This is a genomic window from Arthrobacter dokdonellae, from assembly GCF_003268655.1.
Taxonomy (GTDB): Bacteria; Actinomycetota; Actinomycetes; order Actinomycetales; family Micrococcaceae; genus Specibacter; species Specibacter dokdonellae.
The window spans coordinates 2,714,959-2,739,163 of record NZ_CP029642.1; the positions used below are offsets into that span (position 1 = coordinate 2,714,959).

Annotated in this window: 23 protein-coding genes; 9 read left to right on the forward strand and 14 right to left on the reverse strand. The window is 66.2% G+C overall.

The genetic code is table 11. The features are described from left to right. Positions 1–4 precede the first annotated feature (4 nt). From DMB86_RS12090 to DMB86_RS12105, 4 genes are all read right to left on the reverse strand, one after another. Complete coding sequence (locus DMB86_RS12090) at positions 5–541, reverse strand: HIT family protein (protein ID WP_113719536.1); 537 nt, start codon at positions 539–541, stop codon at positions 5–7. A gap of 20 nt (positions 542–561) precedes the next feature. After that, positions 562–2,571, reverse strand: a complete 2,010-nt coding sequence (gene thrS / locus DMB86_RS12095) for a threonine--tRNA ligase (RefSeq protein ID WP_113718033.1) — start codon at positions 2,569–2,571, stop codon at positions 562–564. A 230-nt stretch (positions 2,572–2,801) separates the two neighbouring features. Beyond that, entirely contained in the window at positions 2,802–6,533 is a 3,732-nt protein-coding gene (locus DMB86_RS12100) for a DNA polymerase III subunit alpha (protein ID WP_113718034.1), read from the reverse strand. Next, positions 6,526–6,867 (reverse strand): DUF6504 family protein, encoded by a 342-nt coding sequence (locus DMB86_RS12105; protein ID WP_113718035.1) that lies wholly within the window; start codon positions 6,865–6,867, stop codon positions 6,526–6,528. Before DMB86_RS12105 ends, DMB86_RS12100 begins: the two co-directional genes overlap by 8 nt. A 272-nt stretch (positions 6,868–7,139) precedes the next feature. Here DMB86_RS12105 and DMB86_RS12110 point away from each other — a divergent pair, with 272 nt between their 5' ends. From DMB86_RS12110 to DMB86_RS12125, 4 genes are all read left to right on the forward strand, one after another. Continuing rightward, a complete protein-coding gene (locus DMB86_RS12110; protein ID WP_113718036.1) occupies positions 7,140–7,646 on the forward strand; it encodes a GNAT family N-acetyltransferase in 507 nt (168 codons plus the stop codon). Between the two features lie 24 nt (positions 7,647–7,670). Further along, the gene (locus DMB86_RS12115) at positions 7,671–8,102 is read left to right on the forward strand and encodes a VOC family protein (protein ID WP_113718037.1); all 432 of its coding nucleotides are present in this window, start codon (positions 7,671–7,673) and stop codon (positions 8,100–8,102) included. A 181-nt stretch (positions 8,103–8,283) separates the two neighbouring features. Further along, positions 8,284–9,618 (forward strand): LCP family protein, encoded by a 1,335-nt coding sequence (locus DMB86_RS12120; RefSeq protein WP_113718038.1) that lies wholly within the window; start codon positions 8,284–8,286, stop codon positions 9,616–9,618. Positions 9,619–9,628: 10 nt separating this feature from the next. After that, entirely contained in the window at positions 9,629–10,330 is a 702-nt protein-coding gene (locus DMB86_RS12125) for a hypothetical protein (RefSeq protein WP_113718039.1), read from the forward strand. A gap of 18 nt (positions 10,331–10,348) precedes the next feature. On the opposite strand, the gene DMB86_RS12130 is transcribed toward DMB86_RS12125, so the two are convergent. Next, positions 10,349–11,050, reverse strand: a complete 702-nt coding sequence (locus tag DMB86_RS12130) for an SOS response-associated peptidase (RefSeq protein WP_236783332.1) — start codon at positions 11,048–11,050, stop codon at positions 10,349–10,351. 143 nt (positions 11,051–11,193) lie between these two features. On the opposite strand from DMB86_RS12130, the gene DMB86_RS12135 reads away from it, so the two are divergent. The 3 genes from DMB86_RS12135 to DMB86_RS12145 all read left to right on the forward strand — a co-directional run bounded on the left by DMB86_RS12135 (position 11,194) and on the right by DMB86_RS12145 (position 13,284). Continuing rightward, entirely contained in the window at positions 11,194–11,451 is a 258-nt protein-coding gene (locus DMB86_RS12135; protein ID WP_113718041.1) for a mycoredoxin, read from the forward strand. 139 nt (positions 11,452–11,590) lie between these two features. Further along, positions 11,591–12,676 (forward strand): S-(hydroxymethyl)mycothiol dehydrogenase, encoded by a 1,086-nt coding sequence (locus DMB86_RS12140; protein WP_113718042.1) that lies wholly within the window; start codon positions 11,591–11,593, stop codon positions 12,674–12,676. Continuing rightward, a complete protein-coding gene (locus tag DMB86_RS12145) occupies positions 12,676–13,284 on the forward strand; it encodes an MBL fold metallo-hydrolase (protein ID WP_113718043.1) in 609 nt (202 codons plus the stop codon). Before DMB86_RS12140 ends, DMB86_RS12145 begins: the two co-directional genes overlap by 1 nt. Positions 13,285–13,304: 20 nt before the next feature. Here the strand turns inward: DMB86_RS12145 and DMB86_RS12150 are convergent, their stop codons facing one another. From DMB86_RS12150 to DMB86_RS12165, 4 genes are all read right to left on the reverse strand, one after another. Continuing rightward, positions 13,305–14,012, reverse strand: a complete 708-nt coding sequence (locus tag DMB86_RS12150; RefSeq protein ID WP_113718044.1) for a lipoate--protein ligase family protein — start codon at positions 14,010–14,012, stop codon at positions 13,305–13,307. Continuing rightward, on the reverse strand, positions 14,009–14,821 hold the full coding sequence (locus DMB86_RS12155) for a thioesterase family protein (protein WP_113718045.1): 813 nt from the start codon (positions 14,819–14,821) through the stop codon (positions 14,009–14,011). The genes DMB86_RS12150 and DMB86_RS12155 overlap by 4 nt, the downstream gene beginning before the upstream one ends. A gap of 20 nt (positions 14,822–14,841) precedes the next feature. Beyond that, entirely contained in the window at positions 14,842–15,387 is a 546-nt protein-coding gene (locus tag DMB86_RS12160; protein ID WP_227878343.1) for a DedA family protein, read from the reverse strand. Between the two features lie 141 nt (positions 15,388–15,528). Further along, the gene (locus DMB86_RS12165) at positions 15,529–15,981 is read right to left on the reverse strand and encodes a DUF4262 domain-containing protein (RefSeq protein WP_171814464.1); all 453 of its coding nucleotides are present in this window, start codon (positions 15,979–15,981) and stop codon (positions 15,529–15,531) included. A gap of 355 nt (positions 15,982–16,336) precedes the next feature. Between DMB86_RS12165 and DMB86_RS12170 the strand changes: the two genes are divergently transcribed. Both DMB86_RS12170 and DMB86_RS12175 read left to right on the forward strand, forming a co-directional pair. Beyond that, complete coding sequence (locus tag DMB86_RS12170; protein WP_113718047.1) at positions 16,337–17,653, forward strand: FAD-dependent oxidoreductase; 1,317 nt, start codon at positions 16,337–16,339, stop codon at positions 17,651–17,653. A 36-nt stretch (positions 17,654–17,689) separates the two neighbouring features. After that, a complete protein-coding gene (locus DMB86_RS12175; RefSeq protein WP_113718048.1) occupies positions 17,690–19,321 on the forward strand; it encodes an AMP-binding protein in 1,632 nt (543 codons plus the stop codon). 36 nt (positions 19,322–19,357) lie between these two features. On the opposite strand, the gene DMB86_RS12180 is transcribed toward DMB86_RS12175, so the two are convergent. The 5 genes from DMB86_RS12180 to nrdH form a co-directional block, all read right to left on the reverse strand. Next, complete coding sequence (locus DMB86_RS12180; RefSeq protein WP_171814604.1) at positions 19,358–19,828, reverse strand: NUDIX domain-containing protein; 471 nt, start codon at positions 19,826–19,828, stop codon at positions 19,358–19,360. Between the two features lie 78 nt (positions 19,829–19,906). After that, positions 19,907–20,884: a class 1b ribonucleoside-diphosphate reductase subunit beta gene (nrdF, locus tag DMB86_RS12185; RefSeq protein ID WP_113718049.1), complete on the reverse strand. Its 978-nt coding sequence runs from the start codon at positions 20,882–20,884 to the stop codon at positions 19,907–19,909. A 162-nt stretch (positions 20,885–21,046) separates the two neighbouring features. After that, positions 21,047–23,167: a class 1b ribonucleoside-diphosphate reductase subunit alpha gene (gene nrdE / locus DMB86_RS12190; protein ID WP_113719539.1), complete on the reverse strand. Its 2,121-nt coding sequence runs from the start codon at positions 23,165–23,167 to the stop codon at positions 21,047–21,049. A 14-nt stretch (positions 23,168–23,181) separates the two neighbouring features. After that, positions 23,182–23,658 carry a class Ib ribonucleoside-diphosphate reductase assembly flavoprotein NrdI gene (nrdI, locus tag DMB86_RS12195; RefSeq protein ID WP_113719540.1) on the reverse strand — a complete coding sequence of 159 codons (477 nt, stop codon included), beginning with the start codon at positions 23,656–23,658 and terminating at the stop codon, positions 23,182–23,184. 125 nt (positions 23,659–23,783) lie between these two features. Continuing rightward, positions 23,784–24,038: a glutaredoxin-like protein NrdH gene (gene nrdH, locus DMB86_RS12200; RefSeq protein ID WP_113718050.1), complete on the reverse strand. Its 255-nt coding sequence runs from the start codon at positions 24,036–24,038 to the stop codon at positions 23,784–23,786. Positions 24,039–24,205 lie beyond the last annotated feature (167 nt).

A 24,205-nucleotide genomic window follows, 5' to 3' on the forward strand; every position in this document is an offset into this window, starting at 1 on the left:
ACCGTCAGCCGATGCCCTCCCAGGCGTCGGCAACCTGCTCCCGGACCTCGCCAAGTGTCTGCGTGATGGCCTTGGTGCCGGCGATGATGGGCAGGAAATTTCCGTCTCCGCCCCAGCGCGGCACGATGTGCTGGTGCAGGTGCGAGGCAATGCCAGCCCCTCCCGTGGCGCCCTGGTTCATGCCGAGGTTGAATCCGGAGGGGTTGGACACCGCCCGCAGCACGCGCATGGCCTGCTGGGACGCCGCGGCAAACTCCGCCGTCTCCTCCACGGTAAGGTCCGTGTAGTCGGGCACGTGGCGGTAGGGGCACACCAGGAGGTGGCCGGGGTTGTAGGGGAAGAGGTTCAGCACTACGTAGACAAGGGTTCCGCGGTGGACAATCAGCGATTCCGCGTCGCTGCGCCCCGGCGCCTCGCAGAACGGGCAGTTGTGCGGGCCGGTGACCTGCTCCTGCCCGCCCTTGACGTAGGCGAGCCGGTGCGGCGTCCAGAGCCGCTGGAAGGCGTCCGGCACCCCCGGAAGCTCAAAGTCGTCCTGCATGGACGCCACACCCTGTTCGGTCACGCCGTACGGTTCCTGACGGCTTCGACAATCCGTGAAACGGCCTCGTCGACGGGCACGCCGTTGTCTTGGCTGCCGTCGCGAAAACGGAAGGAGACGGCGTTGGCGTCGGCGTCGTCCCCGCCGGCGATCAGCACAAACGGGACCTTTTCCTTGCTGGCCGTACGAATCTTCTTCGGGAAGCGGTCGCTGGAGATGTCGACCTCGGCACGGATGCCCTGCTCCTTGAGCTTCGCGACAACATCGAACATGTAGTCGTTGAATGCCTCGGCCACGGGGATGGCCACCACCTGTACGGGCGAGAGCCAGGCCGGAAACGCCCCGGCGTAGTGCTCGGTCAGCACGCCCATGAAGCGTTCCACGGAACCGAACAGGGCCCGGTGGATCATGACCGGACGTTGACGGGTGCCGTCGGCGGCCTGGAATTCCAGTTCAAAGCGCTCGGGCAGGTTGAAGTCCAGCTGGATGGTGGACATCTGCCAGGTGCGGCCGAGCGCATCCTTGGTCTGAACGGAGATCTTCGGTCCGTAGAACGCTGCCCCGCCCGGATCGGCCACGAGTTCCAGTCCGGAGGCCGTGGCGACGTCGGCCAGTGTCTGGGTGGCTTCCTCCCAGACCTCGTCGGAGCCGACAAACTTTTCCGGGTCCTTGGTGGACAGTTCCAGGTAGAAGTCGGTCAGGCCGTAGTCCTTCAGGAGGGACAGGACAAAGTTGAGCGTGGTGGTCAGCTCGTCCTTCATCTGCTCCTTCGTGCAATAAATGTGTGCGTCGTCCTGGGTCATGCCCCGCACACGGGTCAGTCCGTGGACCACGCCGGACTTTTCGTACCTGTACACCGAGCCGAATTCAAACAGGCGCAGCGGCAGTTCACGGTAGGACCGTCCGCGGGAGCGGAAGATGAGGTTGTGCATCGGGCAGTTCATGGGCTTGAGGTAGTAGTCCTGGCCGGGCTTGCGCACCGTGCCGTCCTCGTTGAGTTCCGCGTCCACGTGCATGGGCGGGAACATGCCGTCCTTGTACCAGTCCAGGTGCCCGGAGACTTCGTAGAGGTTGGCCTTGGTGATGTGCGGCGTGTAGACAAAGTCGTAGCCAGCCTCCACGTGGCGCTTGCGGGAGTAGTCCTCCATTTCCTTGCGGATGATCCCGCCCTTCGGGTGGAAGACGGGCAGGCCGGAGCCCAGCTCGTCCGGGAAGGAGAACAGGTCCAGTTCCGCGCCGAGCTTGCGGTGGTCGCGGCGCTCTGCCTCCGCCATGCGCTCCTGGTACGCCTTCAGGGCGTCCTTGGTGGGCCAGGCCGTGCCGTAGATGCGCTGCAGCTGCTGGTTGTTCTGGTTGCCCAGCCAGTAGGCGGCGGAAGTCCGGGTCAGGGCAAAGGCGTTGGAGATCAGCTTGGTGTTGGGCAGGTGCGGCCCGCGGCAGAGGTCGCACCAGACTTCGTCGCCGCTCTTGCGGTCGATGTTGCTGTAGATGGTGATGTCACCGGCACCCACCTCGACGTTGACGCCCTCGCCGGCCGTGTCGGCGTCGGACTTCCTGCCCAGCAGCTCCAACTTGTACGGCTCGTCGGCCATGGCGGCGCGTGCCTCGTCTTCGGAGACCACGCGGCGGACGAACTTCTGGTTCTGGTTGACAATCTTGAGCATCGTCTTCTCAAGTGTCTTCAGGTCTTCCGGCGTGAAGGGCTCGGCCACGTCAAAGTCGAAGTAAAAGCCGTCGGTGATGTACGGCCCTATGCCCAGTTTGGCGTCGGGGCGCAGCTGCTGCACGGCCTGGGCCATGACGTGGGCGGTGGAGTGGCGGAGCACGTTCAGCCCGTCAGGGGAGTCGATGGTGACGGGTTCGACGGCGGTGCCCTCGGCCAGCCGGGTGTCCAGGTCGGTCAGGACGCCGTCCACGCGGGCCACCACGACTTCGCGGCGTTCAAAAAACAGCTCCGCTGCGGTGGTGCCGGTGGCCACCGTCGTCGTCTCGCCGTCGACTTTAATGGTGATTTGCGTATCCACTGGCACTGGCAACTCCTTGATTTGTCATGTTTGGCCCCAAGTCCCAGCAACATACGGGGGTTGCGGTGGGCCACCTTGATCGTATCGGTTCCGCGCAGCTCCAACCAACACAACAGCCTCTTATGGTGCGGGCGGAACGGGGTCCCCGTGCAGGGATTCCCGGCGGGCGATGACGGCGTTGGTCCTCCGCCGGCCCTGAGGGCCGGCACCTCCATCCCGCGCGGGGTCAGCGCGACTCAGCCGGTCCGGTGGTCCAGTCCTTCGGCTTCCATGCGACGGGCCAGTTCGGCGACGGTCGGCGACGCCGGCCTGCGCTCCCCGGGAGCCACCGCGCCGGACTGCCCGGAGCTCCCGCGTCCGGACCCGGCCGGCCGGGAGTCCTGCGGCCTCGCCGGGTCCCGCAGGTATCCGGGCCCCGGCAAGGTGTCAGGCTGGCCCAGGTCCCACGCCTCCAGCGCCTGCAGGCTGATGCCGCGCGGGCCGGTGCGCCGGGTCAGCCCCCGGATCAGCAGCATCCGCGTGCCAAAGAGCAGGGGCCCGGAACGTTCCTGCGCCTCATGGAAGAACGTGGCGTCCACGCAGCCGGCGCCGTCGTCGATGCTGATGAACACCACACGCCTGCCGCCACGCATGGGCGGGGTCTGGGTGGCGACGCGCACCCCGGCCACCAGCACCTCGGTGTTGTTGCGCAGCCCCAGCAGCTTGTCCGACGTCGTCACCCCCAATGCCCCAAGCAGCGGCGCATAGCTGTCCATCAGGTGGGCGCTGGCATCCAGCGCCAACAGGTCCAGTTCGGTGCGCACCGTCTCCGCCGGGGTGGGTGCCGGCAGCCTGGCCGGCAGGGTGCCCAGCTCGAGTTCCCCGAGCGGCAGGTGCAGCTGCCCCTCCATGGCGTCGCCGCGCCGCCCCGACTTCGACGCCGGCAGGCTGTTCACATGCGCCACCAGGTCCGCCCTGTTGGCCGTGTTGCCGGTGGCCTGCTGGGCGCTGCGCTGCAGGGAGTCCAGGGCGCCCAGCTGGGCCAGCCTTTTGAGGATGGGCCGGGATACCCGGGCCCGGCTGCGCAGATCCGCCAGGGAGTCGTAGGGCTGCCCGGCCACGATCCGCTTGAGCTCCGTGCCGGAGAGGCCGTACACGTCCGCCAGGCTCAGCCGGATTCCGGTCACTTCCGCCCTTCCCGTCACGTCCCCACGGGCCGGTCCCCCGACTGCTGTGGCCGGGACGCGCTCGGCCCGGTAGGAGCCGGTGCTGGCATTGACGTCCAGGGGCAGAATGGGGATTCCCAGGCGGCGGGCCTCCGCCACGAGCAGGCGGCGCGGATACATGCCGGGATCGTGTTCCCACAGCCCGGCCAGAAACTCGGCCGGGTGGTGTGCCTTCAGCCAGGCCGACTGGTAGGTGGGCACGGCAAAGGCGGCGCCGTGGGCCTTGCAAAAGCCAAAGCTGCCAAAGGCCTTCAGGGTCTCCCACACCTCGTCAATGGTTTCCGGGCCATAACCTCTGGCCCGGGCACTGGTGCGGAAGAAGGCCTCCACCGCCGGTTCCTGCTCCGGCCTGCCCAGCCGGCGGCGGTGTTCGTCGGCCTGCGAGAGGGTACAGCCCGTCATGATGTGGAAGGTGCGCAGCACCTGCTCATGAAACACCGTCACCCCGTGGGTTTCGCTCAAGGCCGGCTTGAGGTCCGGGTGCGCATAGTGTTCCGGGGCAAAGCCGTGCCGGTTTTCCAGGTAGGGCTTGACCATGTTCGATTTCATGGGCCCGGGACGGAAAAGGGAAATGTCAATGATGAGGTCGTTGAATTCGCGCGGGGCCATCTTGCCCACCAGCTCGCGCTGGCCCGGGGATTCAATCTGGAAGCACCCCAGCGTGTGGGTGCTGCGGATCAGCTCAAAGGTGGGTTCGTCGTCGAGCGGGACGGCGTCAAGGTCGATGGTGCCGTCCTCCCCCACATAGGCCGGACCCTTCCCGCCGCCATCCACCGGGTGCCGCCCGGCCGCCACCACCTCCGCCTTGGACGGATGCAGCCGGACCACTTCCCGCACCGCATAGGCCATGGCGCTTTGCATGCGCACGCCCAGCACATCCAGCTTGAGCATGCCCATCGGGTCCATGTCGTGTTTGTCGAACTGGCTCATGGGCAGGCCCAGGCCGCTGGGTTGCACGGGAGTGCGGTCCAGCAGGGTCGCATCGCCCAGGATCACCCCACACGGGTGCATCGATATGTGCCGGGGCAGCCTGTCCAGCCGCTCGGTCAGGTCCACCAGCAGGTCCAGCTGCGTGCCCGCACCGGCCTGGTGGGCCTGTTCCACCCGGGCGGCAAAGTCCCGCAGCTCCGGTTTTTCCACCAGGGCTTCCCGGAAGGAGCCCGCCGAAAAGCGCCACAACTGCTTGGCAATGCCGTCCACGTCCTCCGGGTCCATCCCCAGCGCCAGGCCGGCATCGCGGACTGCGCCGCGCGCCCGGTAGCCGTTTTGCATGCTCATCAGCGTCACGCGCTGGGAACCGAATCGGTCAAAGATGCGACGGTAGACATTGTGCCGTTCGGCGCTTTCCACATCCAGGTCAATGTCCGGCAGGGTGGAGCGGTCGCGCGAAAGGAAGCGTTCAAAGAGAAGGTCGTTGGCAATGGGGTCCACCGCGCTGATGCCCAGCACGTAGTTCACCAGCGACGACGCGCCCGAACCGCGGGCGGCCCGGCGCACCCCCATGCCACGGATCATCTCGGAGACCTCGGCCACGGTCAGGAAGTAGGAGGCAAAGCCCAGCCCGTTGATGGTGTCCAACTCCACGGTGAGCCGGTCCCGGACGGTCATCAGCTTGTCCCCGTTAATGCCGGGGAAACGGAGGTTCAGCCCGGCCTCGGCCCGCTGCCGCAGTTCCGCGGCCGGGGACTGTCCCAGGCCGAGCACGCCCGCCTCGGGGGTGACCGGCTTCTTCCAGCCCAGGTCCGACGCCGGATCCAGCCGGCATTTGTCCGCCAACCGGTGCGTGTTGGCCCACAGCTGTGCCAATTCCGTTGCGCCGTAGCCGCCCTGGCCAACAATTTCCCGTCCCGCCCGGTGCATGTCCGCGCCGCTTTTCAACCAGCCCTGCCCGGTGGGCTGGAGTCCGGGCAGTTGTCCCAGGGGTGTGATGGCGCGGGCGGCGTCCAGCACATCCGCGGTGGGGGCGTCGTCCTCCGAGCAGTACCGCACGGCGTTGCCCAGCACCGCCGGGACGCCAAATTCCTCGGCCAGCTTGAGCATGCGCACCGCGAGGGGGGTGCTCAGGGGGCTGCCGGGTTCGCTGAAGTGGCTGACGACCTCAACGGCCAGTGCTCCGGCGGGCAGCGCGTGCGTCCAGGCTGAAAATCTGGTGCGGGGAGCCAGGTACCGCCGCCCGCCCATGGCCCGGGCCACGTCGGAGAAGGGGCCCACCAGGACAGTCAGTGCCACACCGCCGGTTTCCGGGTCCAGCACCCCGGCGGCCAGTTCCGCCAGGGTGACGCCCACGGGGCCCTGGGGGCGGGCATGGGCAGTGGAGATCAGCCGGCACAAGGCCGCGTAGCCCGCTCCGGGACGCAGTGCCTGGCCCCCGTGGGCCAGGATGGCGACCCGTCCAGCTTCGACGAGGGGAACCCGGACTCCGGCAGGGGCCGACGTCCGGCCTGAGGCGCCGGCGCCTGCAGCTGCGGTCCGGCCTGGGGCGCCTGCCCGCCCGTCCGCCTGTACAGTCCTTCCCGCCGATTCTCCCCTTCCCGCCGAATCTCCGGGTTCCAGGATGGCCAGGTCCACGCCGAGGATGGGGTCGATCCCGGCTGCCATGCAGGCCTTGACGTGCTTGATGGCACCGTAGAGCCCATCCCGGTCGGTGCTGGCCAGGGCGTCGGCGCCGTCGGCCGCCGCAGCCTCCACCAGGTCCTCGGGCCACGAAACGCCGTAGTGGGCGCTGTAGGCGCTGGCCACATGCAAATGCACGAACTTAGGCACCAGGGTCCAGCTCTTCCACCGATTCGCTTAACGCGTCATGAACTTTAATGACCCGCCACCGGCCTGCGGGCAGGTACCTCACCAGGTCGAGGGTCAACAGGGGGGCATCGCCGGAAGCCTCGTCGCGGCGCACCTGGACCCGCCAGATTTCCCTGTCCACCAGGCCCACTCCCGCCCCTGGCGCGGCGCGGGTTTCCTCGTCCCACCAGTTGCGCCGGCGGTACCACCGGACGGGTTCGGCTGCGAGCGTGTAGCGGCTGCCGCGCCATGACAGATGCAGCGGCTGTCCACCGGTGCTCTCCTTCACCCCTATGCTGTCGCTGAATGTGCCCATGCGTGTCCGCCACCTCCGCCTGCCGCACCACGCGCCATGCAATATGTACACGGCGCTCATTGTTCACTAGAAAATATATTCTAATGAAATTAGTGTACGCTCACTTCACGCGGCAAGAAAGCCGCCCATTGGGAAGAATTCCACGCCGAACGGGCATTTACCCGGCCGGTCGGACGTTAAGCAATTACCCTGCCACGGCACCGGCGTCAGGATGCATCAGGCCTTCGACGCAGTTCGAGCTGCTGGCGCCTCAACGATTTAAGGAGCGCCCCATGACAGACATGGTCACCCTCATCGCCAGGACAACGCCGCTTGAACGTGAACTCAAAACCACGTCGCGGACAGTGGAAGAATCCGATCTTCCCCGTCTGGGCGAGCTCTACTTCACCGCCTACGACCCTGGCATCGCCGGTGAAACGCTGCAGGTCGCCGTGGACAGCATGCGCGCCTCCCTGGCCGGCAAGTACGGGCAGTTCCTGCCCAAGGCCTCCCACGTGGCCTTGGACGAAAACGACAAGATCGTGGCCGCCGTGCTCGTGGTGGAACGGGCCCTTGGACCGGAGACACCGGAGACCCCGTTCATCATTGAACTCATCACCGACCGCAGCCACCGCCGGCAGGGCCTGGCCGAGGACCTGGTCCTGGCCACCATGGACACGCTGTTCAACGAGGGCAAGGAAGAAGTGGCGCTGCGCGTTGAGGAAAGCAACTCCGCGGCCCTGGCCCTCTACCTCTCCCTCGACTTCCGCCGGTGGACCCCGGACGACGACGAAGATTAGGACGAGGACCAGGCCGCCGGAACGGTGCAGCAACAGCTGAACTTCATCACCCTGGGGGTCCGCGATGTTGCGCGCTCCCGCAGTTTTTATGTTGACGGGCTGGGATGGACACCGCGGCTGGAGGTGCCTGCCGAGGTCATCTTCCTCCAGGTCAACCACGGTCTGGTCCTTTCGCTGTGGAGCCGTGCACAAATGGCCGCGGAGCTGGGCGTTTCCGAGGACAAACTCCAGGCCGGCACCTCTCCGCTCACCCTGAGTCACAACGTGGGCAGCCCCGGAGAGGTCGACGCCGTGGTGCGCCAGGCGCGGGAGGCCGGGGCCGACGTCGTCCATCCGCCCAGGCAGCAGGCCTGGGGCGGGTACAGCGGCTACTTTGCCGATCCCGACGGCTTCCGCTGGGAAGTGGCCTTCAACCCCACCTGGGCCGTGGACGACGCCGGCAACGTCACCGTTTGAGCGAGCCGGCCTGCGTGCCCTGGGCATGCCGGCCGGCTGGGAATCATCTGGGACTTCCCGGTAAATTGCGCCGTTTCCGCCGGTACCGGCGCGGTGCCGTGTGACGATGGGAGGCAGGTGCCCGGCGCAGCGGCGGGCCAACGATCCGCCCGGCTTGGGGCGCGCAGCAAGGAGCAAACCCATGAGCCTGTATGACCAGTTGATTCTCCGCGACCGGCGGAGGGTGCGCCGGCGCCGCACAACCTTCGCGTTGCTGGCGGTGGTGGTGGCCGCCGTCCTGGTGGCCGTTGGCCTGGTGGTGGCCACCGTGGTTCAGGCCAACAACAACGTCATGCGCTCCGATGCGCTCAACGGGGCGCAGTCGGTGCCGAAACTGACCAAGGACACCAATATTTTGGTCATGGGGCTGGATTCGCGCGTCGACGAGAAGGGCCAGCCGCTCTCCGCCGCCGTGTACAGCGCCCTTGATGCCGGGAACCAATCGACCGGCGGCTACAACGCCAACGTGCTCATGCTGGTCCACATCCCGGCCGACGGGTCCAAGGCCACGGCCATGTCCATTCCCCGGGACGACTACGTCCAGCTTGCGGGCATTCCCGGCCAGCCCCTCGACGCCAAGATCAAGGAAGCCTACGGCTACGGTCTCGCGGCCAAGCAGACGGCTTTGCTCGCCGCCGGCAAGCCGAACGACCAGGCGACCTACCAGCAGGCCCGGGAGGCCGGACGCAAGGCAGAGATCGCCACCGTCTCGAAGTTCCTCGGCAGCGTCCACATCGACCATTTTGTCGAGGTCACCATGGCCGGTTTCTACGAGGTGGCCCAGGCCGTGGCGCCCATCACCGTCTGCGTCAACCAGGCCACGCAGGACACCTACTCGGGCGCCAACTTCGTCAAGGGCGTGCAGAAAATCAACGCCAAGCAGGCCATGGCCTTCGTCCGCCAGCGCAGGGACACCACCAACCCCAGCTACAGCTTCAGCGATTTGGACCGGGAACGTCGACAGCAGGCTTTCATCGTTTCCGTCATCCACCAGCTCAAGCAGGCGGGAACATTTACGGACATCCCCAAAATGCAGCAGGTGCTCACCGCCGTCAGCAGCAACATTGTGGTGGACTCCGGGCTGAACCTGCTGGACATGGCCCAGCAGGCCGGATCCATCACCTCCGGCAACATTTCCTTCACCACGTTGCCCATCACCGGATTTGGCACGTCCCCTGCCGGCGAGTCGATCAACACCGTGGACGTGGCCCAGGTCCAGGCGGCCGTCAAGGAACTGCTGGCGCCCAAGGCCCCGGCCAAGAAGCCTGCCACGGCACCCCCGGCGGCGGGGGCGCCCGCTGCTTCCGGTACGGCTTCTTCCGGTGCTTCCGGCACGGGAAGTGCGCCGGGGAGCGGGTCTTCCGCAGGCCCCTCCCCGGCATCCGCCACCAAGGCGCCGGCCAAAACGCCCGCCACGACGACCTATTCCGATTGGACCGGCGCCCTGCAGGGCGGTTCAGTCACGTGTGTGAAGTAGCGGGGCGGCCATGGTGATCAAGGTGCTGCTGGCGGCGCTGCTGCTGGGCGCCCTGGTCCTGGCCGTAGTCCGGGCCGTTTCGCGGCCCCACGCGGCAGGCGGGGCGGTGGAACGGCTGGCTGCAAAACCTGGTGGAGGACTCGTTGAAAGGCCGGAGGATGGATTTGCTGACGGACCGGTTGAAAGGCCCGCTGCCCGGGGGGCGGCCAGCCGGCTGGACGCCCTGGCCATGTGGGCGGCGGTGTTCGTTCCGTCATCCGTCGTCTTCGGGTGGCAGGTCTTTGGGTGGCACGGTGCCGGAGCTGCCTTGCTGGCCCCGCTGGGCGTCATTGCCCTGTGGTTTGTGTACCGCGCCGCCGTGCCAGGCGGCTTCCCGGACCGTCCCACCGGTTCCGGCCGCGTCCCCGCCCGCGTCTCTGCTGGCGGTTCGGGCAGGGCGTCAGCGCTCTACCACCTGGTCCTGACGGCCGTGGCGGCGTGGGCAGCCGTCTCCCTGGCCAACGCGCTGGGACCCCGCCCCGCCAGCCAGCAGCTGGGCAGCCTGATTCAGCACGTGATCGTGTGGATAGTCCTGCTGCTGGCCTCCGCGGGCTGGCTTTTAAGCGCGTTCGCCACCCCGGGAAAGCCGTCCGAACGGCCCTCACGCGTGCTTGGCACGCTCGAGGCACTGTTCGCGGCGGCGCTTGCCGCCTGCTTCTTCACCCTTTCCTGAGCGGGCATGTTGTCTCGGCTATCCGACGGGCACGGTGAGCTCCGATGAATCGTTGCGGACGTTTCCCACGTCCGCACGCACCGGGTCAAGCCGCCATCCCGCGGCAACCCGGTAGGCGTCGGACAGGACCGCGCACAACACGGCGGCCGGGTCCGTTGCCGCGGGGTTGAGCCATTCGGCCAGTCCGTCCCGGCCCAGCGGCACGGGCAGCCGGTCGTGGAGGGCGGCCAGGCCGCCGTCGGGCGGGGAGGCCATGGTGAGGATGCTGCAGGACAGCAGCCACTTGTCCCCGTCGCCGTCGGACTTGGCCGGGTCCTTCCACCACTCGTAAAGGCCGGCCAGGGTCGTCAACGTTCCGTCAGCATTGTGCACAAAGTAGGGCTGCTTTGCGCCGTCTGGATGTTTCTTCCATTCGTAATATCCCTCCACCGGGACCGCGCAGCGCCGGGACTTGACGGCCGAACGGAAGGTCGGCTTCTCCAGGACCGTCTCGCTGCGGGCGTTGAACGAACGCACGCCCACCGAGGGGTCCTTCGCCCAGCGGGGCACCAGCCCCCATGTGGCCACGTGGACCTGCCGGCGGGGTGTGCGGTCCACCAGGCGCTCCAGCACAATGGGCACATCCGCGGTGGGTGCCACGTTCCACGACGCCCGCAGTTCAAGGTTGGCGTCGGCTTCGGCTTCGAGTTCGGCCACCAGGTCGCCAACGGCCCGGGCCATCACGTATCGTCCGCACATGACTCCATGGTGCCACGGTGCGGCCATGAGCGCGGGAATAGGCCGGACCGGCGGTAACGTTACAGAAGTGAACCCCGGTGCGGCGCCCTGCGCGTCTGCCCGTCCCCCAACGCAAGGAGCCACCCGTGCAGTACACCCCGGAATCGGGCACCATCACCATGTTCTCCACCGTTTGGTGCGGCTATTGCAAGCGGCTCAAGAAGCAGCTTGACGCCAAGGGGATCGGCTACACGGAAATCAACATCGAGGAGACGCCGGGGACCGCCGAACTCGTCGAAAAGCTTAACAACGGCAACCAGACTGTTCCCACCGTCATCTACCCGGACGGCTCCGCAGCCACCAATCCGTCGCTCAATGACGTCATGGAAAAGCTGGCTGTTTAGCCGCCGCAACACCGTGTCCGCACGGTTTTCCCCGTCGCCGCCGCCACCCCTTCTTTGATGGGGCCGCGGCGGCGATGGGCTTTTAACTGCTCCCGTGATAGACAAGCCATGGCACGTTCACTCAACAAGGAGCAAGCAATTGGTTCACAAGGTTCAAGGCGCCGTGGTGCTTTCCAAGGATGCCCCCGTCACCCTCCAGACAATACTGGTCCCGGATCCCGGCCCCGGCGAGGCCCTGGTGGACATCCTCACCAGCGGCGTGTGCCACACGGATCTGCACTACAAGCAGGGCGGCATCAGCGACGAATTCCCGTTCCTGCTGGGCCACGAGGCCACCGGCGTGGTCAGTGCCGTGGGGCCCGGCGTCACCAACGTGGTCCCCGGCGACCGCGTCATCCTGAACTGGCGGGCGGTGTGCGGCACCTGCCGGGCCTGCGCCAAGGGCCAGCCCCAATACTGCTTCAACACCGCCAACGCCACCCAAAAGATGACCCTGGAGGACGGCACCGTCCTGTCTCCGGCCCTGGGCATCGGGGCGTTCATTGAAAAGACCCTCGTGGCTGCCGGCCAGTGCACGAAGGTGGACGACGACGTCGACCCCGCCGCCGCCGGGCTGCTTGGTTGCGGCGTCATGGCCGGGCTGGGCGCGGCCATCAACACCGGCGGCGTGAAGCGCGGGGACTCCGTGGCCGTCATTGGCTGCGGCGGCGTGGGTTCGGCAGCCATCGCCGGCGCGGCCCTGGCCGGCGCCACGACGGTCATCGCCGTGGACCGCGACCCCCGGAAGCTGGAGGCCGCGAAGGCACTGGGCGCCACGCACACGGTGAACTCCACCGACGAGGACGCCGTCACCGCCATTCAGGCGCTCACCGGAGGCTTCGGCGCGGATGTGGTGATTGACGCCGTCGGACGCCCGGAAACCTACAAGCAGGCGTTCTACGCCCGCGACCTGGCCGGCACCGTCGTGCTCGTGGGCGTGCCCACGCCGGAGATGGTGCTGGAGCTGCCGCTGCTGGACGTGTTTGGCCGCGGCGGGTCCCTGAAATCGTCCTGGTACGGCGACTGCCTGCCCTCGCGGGACTTCCCCATGCTCATCGACCTGTACAAGCAGGGCAGGCTGGACCTCGACGCGTTTGTCACCGAACGCATCGGCATCAACGACATTGAGGCCGCGTTCACGAAGATGGGTGACGGTTCCGTGCTCCGATCGGTGGTGGTGCTGTAGTGGCGGCACGGATTGAGCGCCTGGTCACCTCCGGCACGTTCTCGCTCGACGGCGGCACCTGGGACGTGGACAACAACGTCTGGCTGGTGGGCGACGACGCCGAGGTCCTGGTGGTCGACCCCGCCCACGACCCGCAGGCCGTCCTGGCCGCGGTGGGCGGCAGAACCGTGAAGGCGGTGCTGCTGACCCACGGGCACGACGACCACATCCGCCACGCCCTCGAATTCGCGCGGCTGGCGGCGGCGCCGGTGCTGATGAACCCGTCAGACCAGATGCTCTGGGAGGACGTCTACCCGGGCACCGCGCCGGACGGACCCATCGCCGACGGCCAGGTGTTCGAGGTGGCGGGAGTCCGGCTGGGGGCCATCCACACCCCCGGCCATTCCCCCGGCTCCACCTGCTTTTACGCCCAACAGCTGGGCACCGTCTTCACGGGCGACACCCTGTTCAACGGCGGGCCCGGCGCGACGGGACGGTCCTACAGCGACCATCCCACCATCGTGAAATCAATAACCGACCGACTGCTGGTGCTGCCGCCGGAGACGGTGGTCAACACCGGCCACGGCGATTCGACGACGATCGGCGCGGAGGCGCCGGGGATCAAGTAGGCGCCGGCGCCTGGGCAGCATCAAGAAAGTTCCGCGTGGGAGCCGTAGGCTGAAAGGACTGCGGCTTCCACTGCGTCGACCGTCGCGCCGGGGACCAGGTCTTCGGCGGCGCCAGCCGTGCCGGGGTCCCAGTCCAGGCCGAGAGCCGCGTAGGTGTCCACCAGCACGTCCCGGATGGGCGCCGAGTTTTCGACGACTATCACCGAGCTGAACAGCCACGCCCCCGCCACAACCCGCTGGGCCGTGCCCACCAGCTTGAGCGACCCGGCCGGCCCCCGGCCAAACACACTGAATTCCCCCGGGCAGTACTCCCCCGGGATCTCCCCGACGCCGGCGTCCACGCCCAGGCCCGCCAATGCACCGGCGAACAAGTCCCCGAAGAAGCCAAAGCGGGCCTTGGCATCGGCAATGGCATCCTCCTGCGGCTGGATGTGGTCCACGATGAGGCTTCCCCGGTGGTAGGCCGCGGCCCGTCCCCCGGCGCGCCGGACGGCGGGGACAAAGCCGCGCGCCAGCGAAGCCTCCCGGGCCGCCCCAAACCCAGGCAGCCGGGTGTCCCGCTGCCCAAAGGCAACGGTGGGTTCCGGGCGGTAAAAACGCAGCATGGCGGGCAGTCGCCCGGCCTTGACCTCCCCGAGCAGGTCCAGTCCGCGGTTCAGGTCGGCTTCGGCGCCCAGCGATGCCGGCTGCCGGTGCACCGCCAGCCGGGGCGCGAGAAAGCGGCTCACCTGGCGTGCGGGATGGGACGCACCGTCAGGATCTGTTCGGAGTGCCCGAACGACCCCTTGACGTCGTGCAGCACCGAAGATGTCAGGCCGATGCCGTCGCCGGCAAAGGTGACCTTCGTGTCGAGCCCCAGCCATTCCCCTTCCGGCTCACGATAGACGTGCACCGACAGGTCTACGTTGGGGAACATGTAGCTGCCCGCCCCGGGTGGCACGCGCGCGGCAATGCCGTTGGCACTGTCGACCAGTCCCAGGAGCCGCACCAGCGCCGAGGTCGGTTCGCCGTCAACCATCCCGTGGGGCGTGCGCAGCCAGGCGCGGCCGCGGCCGGGCCGGTGCCCGTCGACCGTACGTCCTTCGAGCGAGGCGATGAACCCGCCGGGCCAGACGTTCAGGCCGTGCCACGTCTCGGACTCTTCCAAGGACGGGAAAGGTTCGTCCTCGACGGCCGCCACTGCGCCCGTGTCAACCGTCAGCATGCGCCACGCGGTCACGCGCACGGCGATCCGGCCGCCGGCGATCAACGCCGCCTGCAGCAGCTCAATGGTCCGCCCCGGGCGCAGCACCGTCGTTTCGATGCTGAAAGCGCCGGCCGGAATCAGGCCAAAGATGTCGAAGTTGAACCGGGTCAGCCGCATGCCCTCGCGCGGCTGGAACCGCTCCAGCGCCCGGACCATCAGACCCGTCACTGGCGCCATGTGCTGTTCGTGGTCGTTCCACGCCCCCTGGGCGTGGCGGGTGGACTCGTAAAGGTCGCCGCCCAAATGGCGGTAGTACGCCTCCGCTTGGATGGCCGTGGTGGTTTCCTGCATGGGTACGACTTTACCGCCCGTCAGGGACCTGGCATTGACGGGCCGGCGTCGAGCTCCGGGTTCATGACGGGGCAGTCGTCCAGGGCCGCACGGTCCAACGTGCGACGGCGGGACACTCGGAACAAGTGGGCGCCCAGGGCAGCGGCGCCGGCAAGGATCAGCAGAAGCACCAGGGCCACGGGCGATCCGGCGGCAGCGGCCACAGCGGCGTCGAAGGCCGCCAGGCCAACGGTGGCGTAGATGGCCGCCCATGCCAACGCCCCCACCACGGTGGCGGGGATGTAGCGGCGCAATGGCATCCGGCCCAGTCCCGCGGCCAGGTTGACGGCGGTTTGGACACCAATGGTCAAGAAGCTCACGCTCACGGCAGCGGCGCCCCACCTGGCAACGGCCTTCTCCGCCCTCGTCGCCGAAGCGGAGTCGAGATAGCGCTGCAGTCTCGTCTTCCGGCCTCCTGCAGCAATGCCCCGGCCCGCCCAATAGGTGGCGTTGGAGCGCAGCATGACGACGACAAACAGCGCCAGGTAGGCCCACAGGAACGGCAGGGAGCCGATGCTGTCCATCATTCGTGTACTGCCCCCGTAAGAAATTCCGCAACTTAAACTTGCACTAATTGGCTCCCTTCATCGTAGCGAACGCCCGTCGGGTTCCGCTAATGGCCGGTTCTTGGGCCCGGCCTTCCACGGCCCGCGTTTCAGCCCGGTCGTTCAGCCTGTGCCCCAGGATGGCGGCAGGATTCCATGCAAGGGCTGCTCGAGCTCCGGGTTGGCATTGGGCGCCCATGGAAACCGGCCCTCGTCGTCGGTCCAGACCAGCTGGATGGCCGACAAGCGGCGCCCGTACATCTCATGTGCCCAGATCAAGACGTCTTCCGGATGGAGAACCTCCAGCAAGTACACCGCGCATTCATCCCCCAGCCACGACCCGCCGGCGACAAACGACTGCCGCCCCGAGAGCACCATCGTCGCAAAGAGGCCCAGTATTGTCTGCGCCGCCCCGTCGGCCAGGCCGGTGACCAGCAGTTCCGGGTGCCCCGACTTCGTGAGTCCCATGGTGTAGCCGAACGGAGGCGAGCCAGGAGAGCCTTCAACCAGGACGGTGGTGAACCCGTACCGGGCTATCCGTTTCCTGTTCCGCTCACGAACCTGCTCCCATGTCATTCCGTCGCACATGTCGCACACGTCCCGCTCCTTCCTTCGTGCCTTCAGGATTCAAGTCTTCCCGTTTGGCTGGAAGGGCAGCCGGCCCGCAGAACCGATTGTGGATCCTCCGCCACCTGCCCGCTGCTGTGCAGGGACTATTGGCGACTTCCCCTTGGACTGCACGCGTTACTTTTGGACTGCACGCCCGCCACCGGACGCCCGACTGGAAGCCGGTCGATCGGACACCGCCGGCTCGGAGACAGCCACCTTGGACACCGCCACCTTGGACACCGCCGCCGTGGACACTGCCGCACTCCCACGCCGGGGCGTAGCATCGGAGGGGCAAGCCAAGGCTCGGCACCGGAGGCGCCCCATGACTGAAGCTGTACCTGGTGAAACCGCAATGGAGACCACCTGCTGCATTGCCGGCGGCGGGCCTGCGGGCATGATGCTGGGGCTCCTACTGGCCCGCGAAGGGGTTGATGTCACCGTCCTGGAGAAGCACGCGGACTTCTTCAGGGACTTCCGGGGAGACACGATCCACCCCTCCACCCTGGACTTGATCGACCAGCTGGGCCTGCGCGCGAAGTTCCTGCGAATTCCCCAAAACAGCATCACCACGCTTGACGTTGTGGTGGGCGGAACGCGCCTGACGCCCGTCGACTTCGGCACGTTGGGCGGCCCCAACAAGCGGATTGCCCTGATGCCGCAGTGGGATTTTCTGGACCTCCTGGCGCAGGAGGCCAGGAAGCTGGACAACTTCCACCTGCTCATGGAGACCGAGGCCACCGGTCTGCTCCACGACGGGCCAGCCGCTACGAGCCCGGCCCCTACGAGCCCGGCCCCTACGAGCCCGGCCGCTTCGAGCCCCGCCGTCTCCGGCGTGCTGGCGCAGGCGCCAGGGGGCGCCCTGCGGATCACCGCGCCCCTGACGGTCGCGGCGGACGGCCGCGCCTCCCAGCTCCGCGACGCCGCCGGGTTGCGACCGGAGACGCTGGGTGTTCCCATTGACGTGCTGTGGTTCCGGCTGCCCACTCCCCCGTCTCCGCCGCCGGACACGCTTGGCTACCTGCGCCAAGGCACCATGCTGATCACCATCCCGCGCACCGGCTATTACCAGATGGGCATGCTGATCCCCAAGGGCGGTTTCGCGCAGATCCGGTCAGACGGGCTGCCCGCGTTTCGGCAGCGAATTCGCACCAGCGCCCCGTTCCTGGGCCAGGCAGTGGAATCGCTGCTGGACTGGGAGGAGGTCAAATTGCTGTCCGTGCAACTGGACCGCCTGAAGCAGTGGTCGGTGCCGGGACTGCTGTGCATCGGCGACGCCGCCCATGCAATGAGCCCGGTCTTTGGTGTCGGGGTCAACTATGCCGTGCAGGATGCCGTGGCGGCCGCCCGGCTGCTGGCGCCCCCTCTGCTCGCCGGCCTCCCCACCGACGAAGCCGTGCGTCGGATCCAGCACCGGCGGGAATGGCCGGTGCGGCTGATGCAGCCGCTTCAGCAGCAGGTCCATAAGATCGTCTCCGGCGCGTCGGCGGCCAACCTTGATTCCATGCCCTGGTGGCAGGCCCGGCTGGCCACCCTCGGGTCCAGGGCCGCCCGCCCGGTCATGGCCAGGCTGGTGGGGCGTGGCTTCCTGCCAGAACGGCTCCGCGGCCTTCCCGCTGCGCACACTTCGCATGTGAGTTAGCGCACGTTAACCGTTTCCGGGCATTAGCATCGAACCATGACCAATCAAGCCCGCCTCTCCTACACCTCCGGAACCTCCACCATCCCGCTGCTCGGTGACACCATCGGCGCGAACTTCGCCGATACCGCCGCGCGTTTTCCACACCGGGAGGCCCTCGTTGACGTTCCGTCCGGCCGCCGCTGGAGCTACGCCCAGCTGGACCACGACATCGATGCCTTGGCCCGCGGGCTCCTCGCCGCCGGCGTAGCCAAGGGCGACCGCGTGGGCATCTGGGCCCCCAACGTTCCCGAATGGGTCCTCATCCAGTACGCCACCGCAAAGATTGGCGCAATCCTGGTCAACGTCAACCCGTCCTACCGCCTGCATGAGCTCAAATACGCCGTGCGGCAGTCCGGGATGCGGATGATCGTGGCCCTGCCCAAATTCCGCGGCTCGGACTACGCGGGCATGATCGAGGCAATCCGCGCCGAGTGCCCTGACCTGACCGAGACCGTCTACATCGGCACCCCTTCCTGGGACGCGCTCGTGGCGGGCGGGAACGCAGTGCCGGCGGACGCGCTCGCACGTGCGATGGCCACGTTGAGCACCGACGACCCCATCAACATCCAATACACCTCCGGGACCACGGGCTCGCCGAAGGGCGCCACGCTCAGCCACCACAACATCCTCAACAACGGCTATTTCGTCACGGAGTCCATCAGCTTCACGGAGGCGGACAGGCTGTGCGTGCCCGTGCCGTTCTACCACTGCTTCGGGATGGTCATGTGCAACCTGGGCGCCACCTCGCACGGGGCGGCAATCGTCATCCCGGCACCGTCCTTTGACGCGGCCGCCACCCTGCAGGCCGTGCAGGACGAGCGCTGCACCACGCTGTACGGCGTGCCGACCATGTTCATCGCCGAGCAGAACCTGCCCGATTTCGCCTCCTACGACCTCTCCAGCCTGCGCACCGGCATCATGGCCGGCTCCCCGTGCCCCGTGGAGGTCATGAAGCGCTGCATGACGGAGATGCACATGGCGCAGGTGTCCATCGCCTACGGCATGACGGAGACCTCTCCGGTGTCGATGCAAACCCAGCCCGACGACGACGTGGCCCACCGCACCGAGACCGTGGGCCGGGTGCACCCCCACCTCGAGGTGAAGATCATCGACCCGGCCACCGGGCTGACGGTCCCGCGCGGGGAAACCGGCGAGTTCTGCACGCGCGGCTACTCGGTGATGCTCGGCTACTGGAACGACCCCGACAAGACAACAGCCACCATCGATTCCGCACGCTGGATGCACACCGGCGACCTCGCCGTCATGTACGACGACGGCTATGTCAACATCGTCGGGCGGATCAAGGACATGGTGATCCGCGGCGGGGAGAACCTGTACCCGCGTGAGATCGAGGAGTTCCTGTACACGCACCCGGACATCGCCGACGTGCAGGTCATCGGCGTCCCGGACCCCAAGTACGGCGAGGAGCTGTGCGCCTGGCTGCTGATGAAACCGGGCGCGGCGCCGCTGGACGCGGCCAGCGTGGCAGCCTTCTGCGAAGGGCATCTGTCCCGTCACAAGGTGCCGCGCTATGTGCTGGTGGTGGATGAATTCCCCATGACGGTCACGGGCAAGGTGCGCAAGATGGACATGCGCCAGCGGACCGTGGAGCTGCTGGGCCTGGGGTAAGTCCGGTGGTCGGGCTTGTCGAGATCCAAGGACGGGCTAGTGCAGGCGACGCCGGAGCCCGGGCCATGCCGCAGCAAAGCCGGGATGCAGAGGCAGCCTCTCGACGCTGTCCAGCGGCACCCAGTCCAGCGCCGGGCTTTCCGGGTCGCTGATGGTGGCCGCAAAGGGGGTGACCGCCTGCACGGCAACCGTGGTGTAGCGCCAGTAGCCGACGTCGTACACGGAGGTGAACAGCAGCTCAACCTTTTCCCTGGGCACTCCGGCTTCCTCCCAGGCCTCGCGCAGCGCGCCGTGCACCGCACTTTCGCCCTCGTGGAGGGCGCCGCCGGGCAGCCCCCACGTGCCGCCGTGGTGGGACCAGACCGCCCGGTGTTGCAGCAGGACTCCGCGTCCGGCGTCGAACACCAGAAGCCCGGCCGAGCCGAACTTCCCCCAGAACTTGCCGGCGTCGCCGTCCACCCAGGCGTCGCCGGGGTCCCGGGGCCCGGCAATGTGGCCTGGGCGCACAACGGCCGCGGCATCCCGGACGAACCGGGCTGCCGCGGCTGCACTGTCGGGATGCGCCGACTCAGGTTTAGACAAGGGCTAGAAGTCCCAGTCGTCGTCTTCGGTGTTCACAGCCTTGCCGATGACGTACGAGGAACCGGAACCGGAGAAGAAGTCATGGTTCTCATCCGCGTTCGGGGACAGGGCGGAGAGGATGGCCGGGTTCACGTCCGTGACAGTCGAGGGGAACATGGCCTCGTAGCCCAGGTTCATCAGGGCCTTATTGGCGTTGTAGTGCAGGAACTTCTTCACGTCCTCGGCCAGGCCCACGGAGTCGTAGAGGTCATGCGTGTATTGGACCTCGTTCTCGTACAGCTCGTACATGAGCTCGAAGGTGTAGTCCTTCAGCTCCGCCTTGCGCTCTTCGGAGAGGCCCTCCAGGCCCTTCTGGTACTTGTAGCCGATGTAGTAGCCGTGCACGGCCTCGTCGCGGATGATGAGGCGGATCAGGTCTGCCGTGTTTGTCAGCTTGGCCCGTGAGGACCAGTACATGGGCAGGTAGAAGCCGGAGTAGAACAGGAACGATTCCAGCAGGGTCGACGCGATCTTGCGCTTGAGGGGATCGTCGCCGTAGTAGTACGACTCGATGATCTGCGCCTTCTTCTGCAGGTTCACGTTTTCCACCGACCAGCGGAAGGCCTCGTCGATTTCCTTCGTGGAGCACAGCGTGGAGAAGATCGAGGAGTAGCTCTTGGCGTGTACCGACTCCATGAACGCGATGTTCGTGTAGACGGCTTCCTCGTGCGGGGTGATGGCGTCCGGGATCAGCGAGACGGCGCCCACCGTGCCCTGCAGTGTGTCCAGCAGGGTCAGGCCGGTGAACACCCGCATGGTGAGCAGCTGCTCTTCCGGGGTCAGCGTGGCCCACGACTGGATGTCGTTGGACAGCGGCACCTTTTCCGGCAGCCAGAAGTTGTTGACCAGGCGGTTCCAGACTTCAACGTCCTTCTCGTCCTCAATGCGGTTCCAGTTGATGGCCGTTACGTGGCTCGCCAACTTCAGCTTTTCCGGTGTCATGGTTCTTCTTTCTTTATAAAAGCCTGGGGCCGCTGGGGCCTAGTCAATTTTAAGCCAAAGGCACGACGGCGGGACTCGCCGCCGCCGTGCTCTTCAGTTATCGTGTGGCCGCCCATGCCCGTGGTCCCATGAAGCGCCACTACAATCAACGTATTAAAGTTGTCATAGCATGCAGCTGACGCATCCCTCCACCTCCGTCCCTTCCAGCGCGAGCTGGCGGAGACGAATGTAGTAAATGGTCTTGATGCCCTTCTTCCAGGCGTAGATCTGGGCCTTGTTGATGTCGCGCGTGGTGGCGGTGTCCTTGAAGAACAGCGTCAGGGACAGGCCCTGGTCCACGTGCTGCGTGGCGGCAGCGTAGGTGTCGATGATCTTCTCGAAGCCAATCTCGTACGCGTCCTGGTAATACTCGAGGTTGTCGTTCGTCAGGTAGGGAGCCGGGTAGTACACGCGGCCCAGCTTGCCTTCCTTGCGGATCTCAATCTTCGACGCCACCGGGTGGATGGATGAGGTGGAGTTGTTGATGTAGCTGATGGAGCCCGTGGGCGGGACGGCCTGCAGGTTCTGGTTATAGATGCCATACTCCATGACGGAGGCCTTCAGCTCGCGCCAATCGTCCTGGGTCGGGATGTGGATGCCGTCGAACAGTTCAGCGACCTTGGCGGTCTGGGGCGCCCATTCGGCGTCCGTGTACTTGTCGAAGAACTCGCCGCTGGCGTACGTCGACTTCTCGAAGCCGGCAAAGGTGGAACCGGTTTCCTTGGCGATCAGGTTCGACGCCCGGATGGCGTGGTAGACCACGGAGTAGAAGTAGATGTTCGTGAAGTCCAGGCCCTCTTCGGAGCCGTAGTGGACCCGCTCGCGGGCGAGGTAACCGTGCAGGTTCATCTGGCCCAGGCCGATGGCGTGCGACTGGTCGTTGCCCTTGGCGATGGACGGCACCGAGGTGATGTTGGACATGTCCGACACCGCGGTCAGCGTGCGGATGGCCGTCTCAATGGTGCTGCCGAAGTCCGGGGAGTCCATGGTCTTGGCAATGTTCAGCGAGCCGAGGTTGCAGGAGATGTCCTTGCCGGTCTCGTCATAGGAAAGGTCGTCGTGGTAGCTGGTCGGCTGCGAGACCTGAAGGATCTCCGAGCAGAGATTGCTCATGATGATCTTGCCGTCGATCGGGTTGGCCCGGTTGACGGTGTCCTCAAACATGATGTAGGGGTAGCCGGACTCGAACTGGATCTCCGCGAGGGTCTGGAAGAACTCGCGGGCCTTGATCTTGGTCTTCTTGATGCGGGCGTCGTCCACCATCTCGTAGTACTTCTCGGTGACCGAAATGTCGGAGAACGGCATGCCGTAGACCTTTTCGACGTCATACGGGGAGAACAGGTACATGTCCTCGTCGCGCTTGGCCAGCTCGAAGGTGATGTCCGGGACCACCACACCGAGGGAGAGGGTCTTGATGCGCACCTTTTCGTCGGCGTTCTCGCGCTTGGTATCCAGGAAGCGGTTGATGTCAGGGTGGTGGGCGTGCAGGTACACCGCGCCGGCACCCTGGCGGGCACCGAGCTGGTTGGCGTAGGAGAAGCTGTCTTCCAGGAGCTTCATGACGGGGATGACGCCGGAGGACTGGTTCTCGATCTGCTTGATCGGCGCGCCGACCTCACGGATGTTCGTCAGCGCAAACGCCACGCCGCCGCCGCGCTTGGAGAGCTGCAGGGCGGAGTTGATGGAGCGGCCGATGGACTCCATGTTGTCCTCGATGCGCAGCAGGAAGCAGGAGACGAGCTCGCCGCGCTGCTTCTTGCCGGCGTTCAGGAACGTGGGCGTGGCCGGCTGGAAGCGGCCTTCGATGATCTCGTCCACCATTTTCAGCGCAAGCTGCTCGTCGCCGCGGGCAAGGTGCAGTGCGACCATGCACACGCGGTCCTCGTAGCGTTCCAGGAAGCGGTTGCCGTCGAATGTCTTCAGTGTGTAAGACGTGTAGAACTTGAACGCGCCCAGGAACGTCTCGAAGCGGAACTTCTTCTTGTACGCGTGGTTGTAAAGGTCGCGGATGAAGTTCATCGTGTACTGGTCAAGCGTCTCGCGCTCGTAGTATTCGTTCTTGACCAGGTAGTCCAGCTTTTCCTCCAAGTCGTGGAAGAAAACGGTGTTGTTGTTCACGTGCTGCAGGAAGTACTGCCGGGCAGCGGCGCGGTCCGCGTCGAACTGGATTTCGCCGTCGGCGTTGTACAGGTTCAACATGGCGTTCAGCTCATGGTAGCCAAGGCCCTCCCAGGCCGCGGGCATGTCTTTGGCCGACTTCACGGCCGGGTCTGCTGCTGAGACAATCGTGTCCAAAATTCTTCCAATCCTTCGTGAACGCGGTCCACGTCTTCGGACGTGCCCATCAATTCAAAACGGTACAGATGCGGTACCTTGCATTTGACCGAGATGATGTCCCCGGCCAAACAATACGTTTCACCAAAATTTGTGTTCCCGGCTCCAATGACGCCGCGGATCAACTCCCGATTTCCCGGCACATTGAGGAACTTGATGACCTGCTTGGGCACTGCCCCGTGTCCGGAATCCCCGCCATACGTTGGCAGGACCAGGACAAACGGCTCAAGCGCCACCACTGTCTGCGCATGGGTGTAGAGCGGCAGGCGGGCTGCATCCATGGTGAGCTTTTCGACAAACCGGTGGGTGTTGTCGGAGATCGACGAGAAATAGATCAGGCGGCTGTTTGTCCGCCTTCCGGTTTCCAAGCCAAAAGCCGGCGTTGCTGCAACGGCTGACATGGTCATCACTTCCTGCGGTACTTGCCTGCTGTTGTGGGGCCGACGCAGGGGCGGTCAGCCCCACTATTTCGTGCGCTTGCGGCACGAGAAGTTCGTGGCCCGGCAGGTTCAATCCCTGCCGGGGCCTAAGCGACGTTTGACGCTTCGTTCACGCTCGACTGGCTGATGGCAGCGATCTTGTCCGGGCGGAAGCCCGACCAGTGGTCGGCGTCCGTGATCACGACGGGTGCCTGCTGGTAGCCAAGGCTGAGCAGCCGTTCCAGCGCTGCGGGATCCTCGGTGATGTCCACGCTCTGGTACGTGATGCCCTTTTTGTCCAAGGCCCGGTACGTGGCATTGCACTGAACACAGGCGGGCTTGGTGTAAACCGTGACGGTCATGATCGAGATCCCCTTGTCATAAAAACGGTGTGAAATTGGCAAGTGCGTCCCGCGTACGGCGCGCTCACTGTCGGTGGGGCCTGACAGCTTTTGCGACGGCCTCGCCAGCGTTTCGGATGACTTTCCGAACTGCTTGATTTGATGTAGTCGATACTACATGTAGTGCA

Coding starts and splice junctions, on each gene's coding strand:
- nrdI (WP_113719540.1), bottom strand. CDS start 23,658: ATGTCAGCCGTTGCAGCAACGCCGGCTTTTGGCTTGGAAACCGGAAGG.
- DMB86_RS12160 (WP_227878343.1), bottom strand. CDS start 15,387: ATGATGGACAGCATCGGCTCCCTGCCGTTCCTGTGGGCCTACCTGGCG.
- DMB86_RS12175 (WP_113718048.1), top strand. CDS start 17,690: ATGACCAATCAAGCCCGCCTCTCCTACACCTCCGGAACCTCCACCATC.
- DMB86_RS12120 (WP_113718038.1), top strand. CDS start 8,284: ATGAGCCTGTATGACCAGTTGATTCTCCGCGACCGGCGGAGGGTGCGC.
- nrdE (WP_113719539.1), bottom strand. CDS start 23,167: ATGCCCGCGGCCTGGGAGGGCCTTGGCTACCATGAGCTGAACGCCATG.
- nrdF (WP_113718049.1), bottom strand. CDS start 20,884: ATGACACCGGAAAAGCTGAAGTTGGCGAGCCACGTAACGGCCATCAAC.
- DMB86_RS12105 (WP_113718035.1), bottom strand. CDS start 6,867: ATGGGCACATTCAGCGACAGCATAGGGGTGAAGGAGAGCACCGGTGGA.
- DMB86_RS12125 (WP_113718039.1), top strand. CDS start 9,629: ATGGTGATCAAGGTGCTGCTGGCGGCGCTGCTGCTGGGCGCCCTGGTC.
- DMB86_RS12155 (WP_113718045.1), bottom strand. CDS start 14,821: ATGCAGGAAACCACCACGGCCATCCAAGCGGAGGCGTACTACCGCCAT.
- DMB86_RS12110 (WP_113718036.1), top strand. CDS start 7,140: ATGACAGACATGGTCACCCTCATCGCCAGGACAACGCCGCTTGAACGT.
- DMB86_RS12090 (WP_113719536.1), bottom strand. CDS start 541: ATGCAGGACGACTTTGAGCTTCCGGGGGTGCCGGACGCCTTCCAGCGG.
- DMB86_RS12170 (WP_113718047.1), top strand. CDS start 16,337: ATGACTGAAGCTGTACCTGGTGAAACCGCAATGGAGACCACCTGCTGC.
- nrdH (WP_113718050.1), bottom strand. CDS start 24,038: ATGACCGTCACGGTTTACACCAAGCCCGCCTGTGTTCAGTGCAATGCC.
- DMB86_RS12130 (WP_236783332.1), bottom strand. CDS start 11,050: ATGGCCCGGGCCGTTGGCGACCTGGTGGCCGAACTCGAAGCCGAAGCC.
- DMB86_RS12165 (WP_171814464.1), bottom strand. CDS start 15,981: ATGACATGGGAGCAGGTTCGTGAGCGGAACAGGAAACGGATAGCCCGG.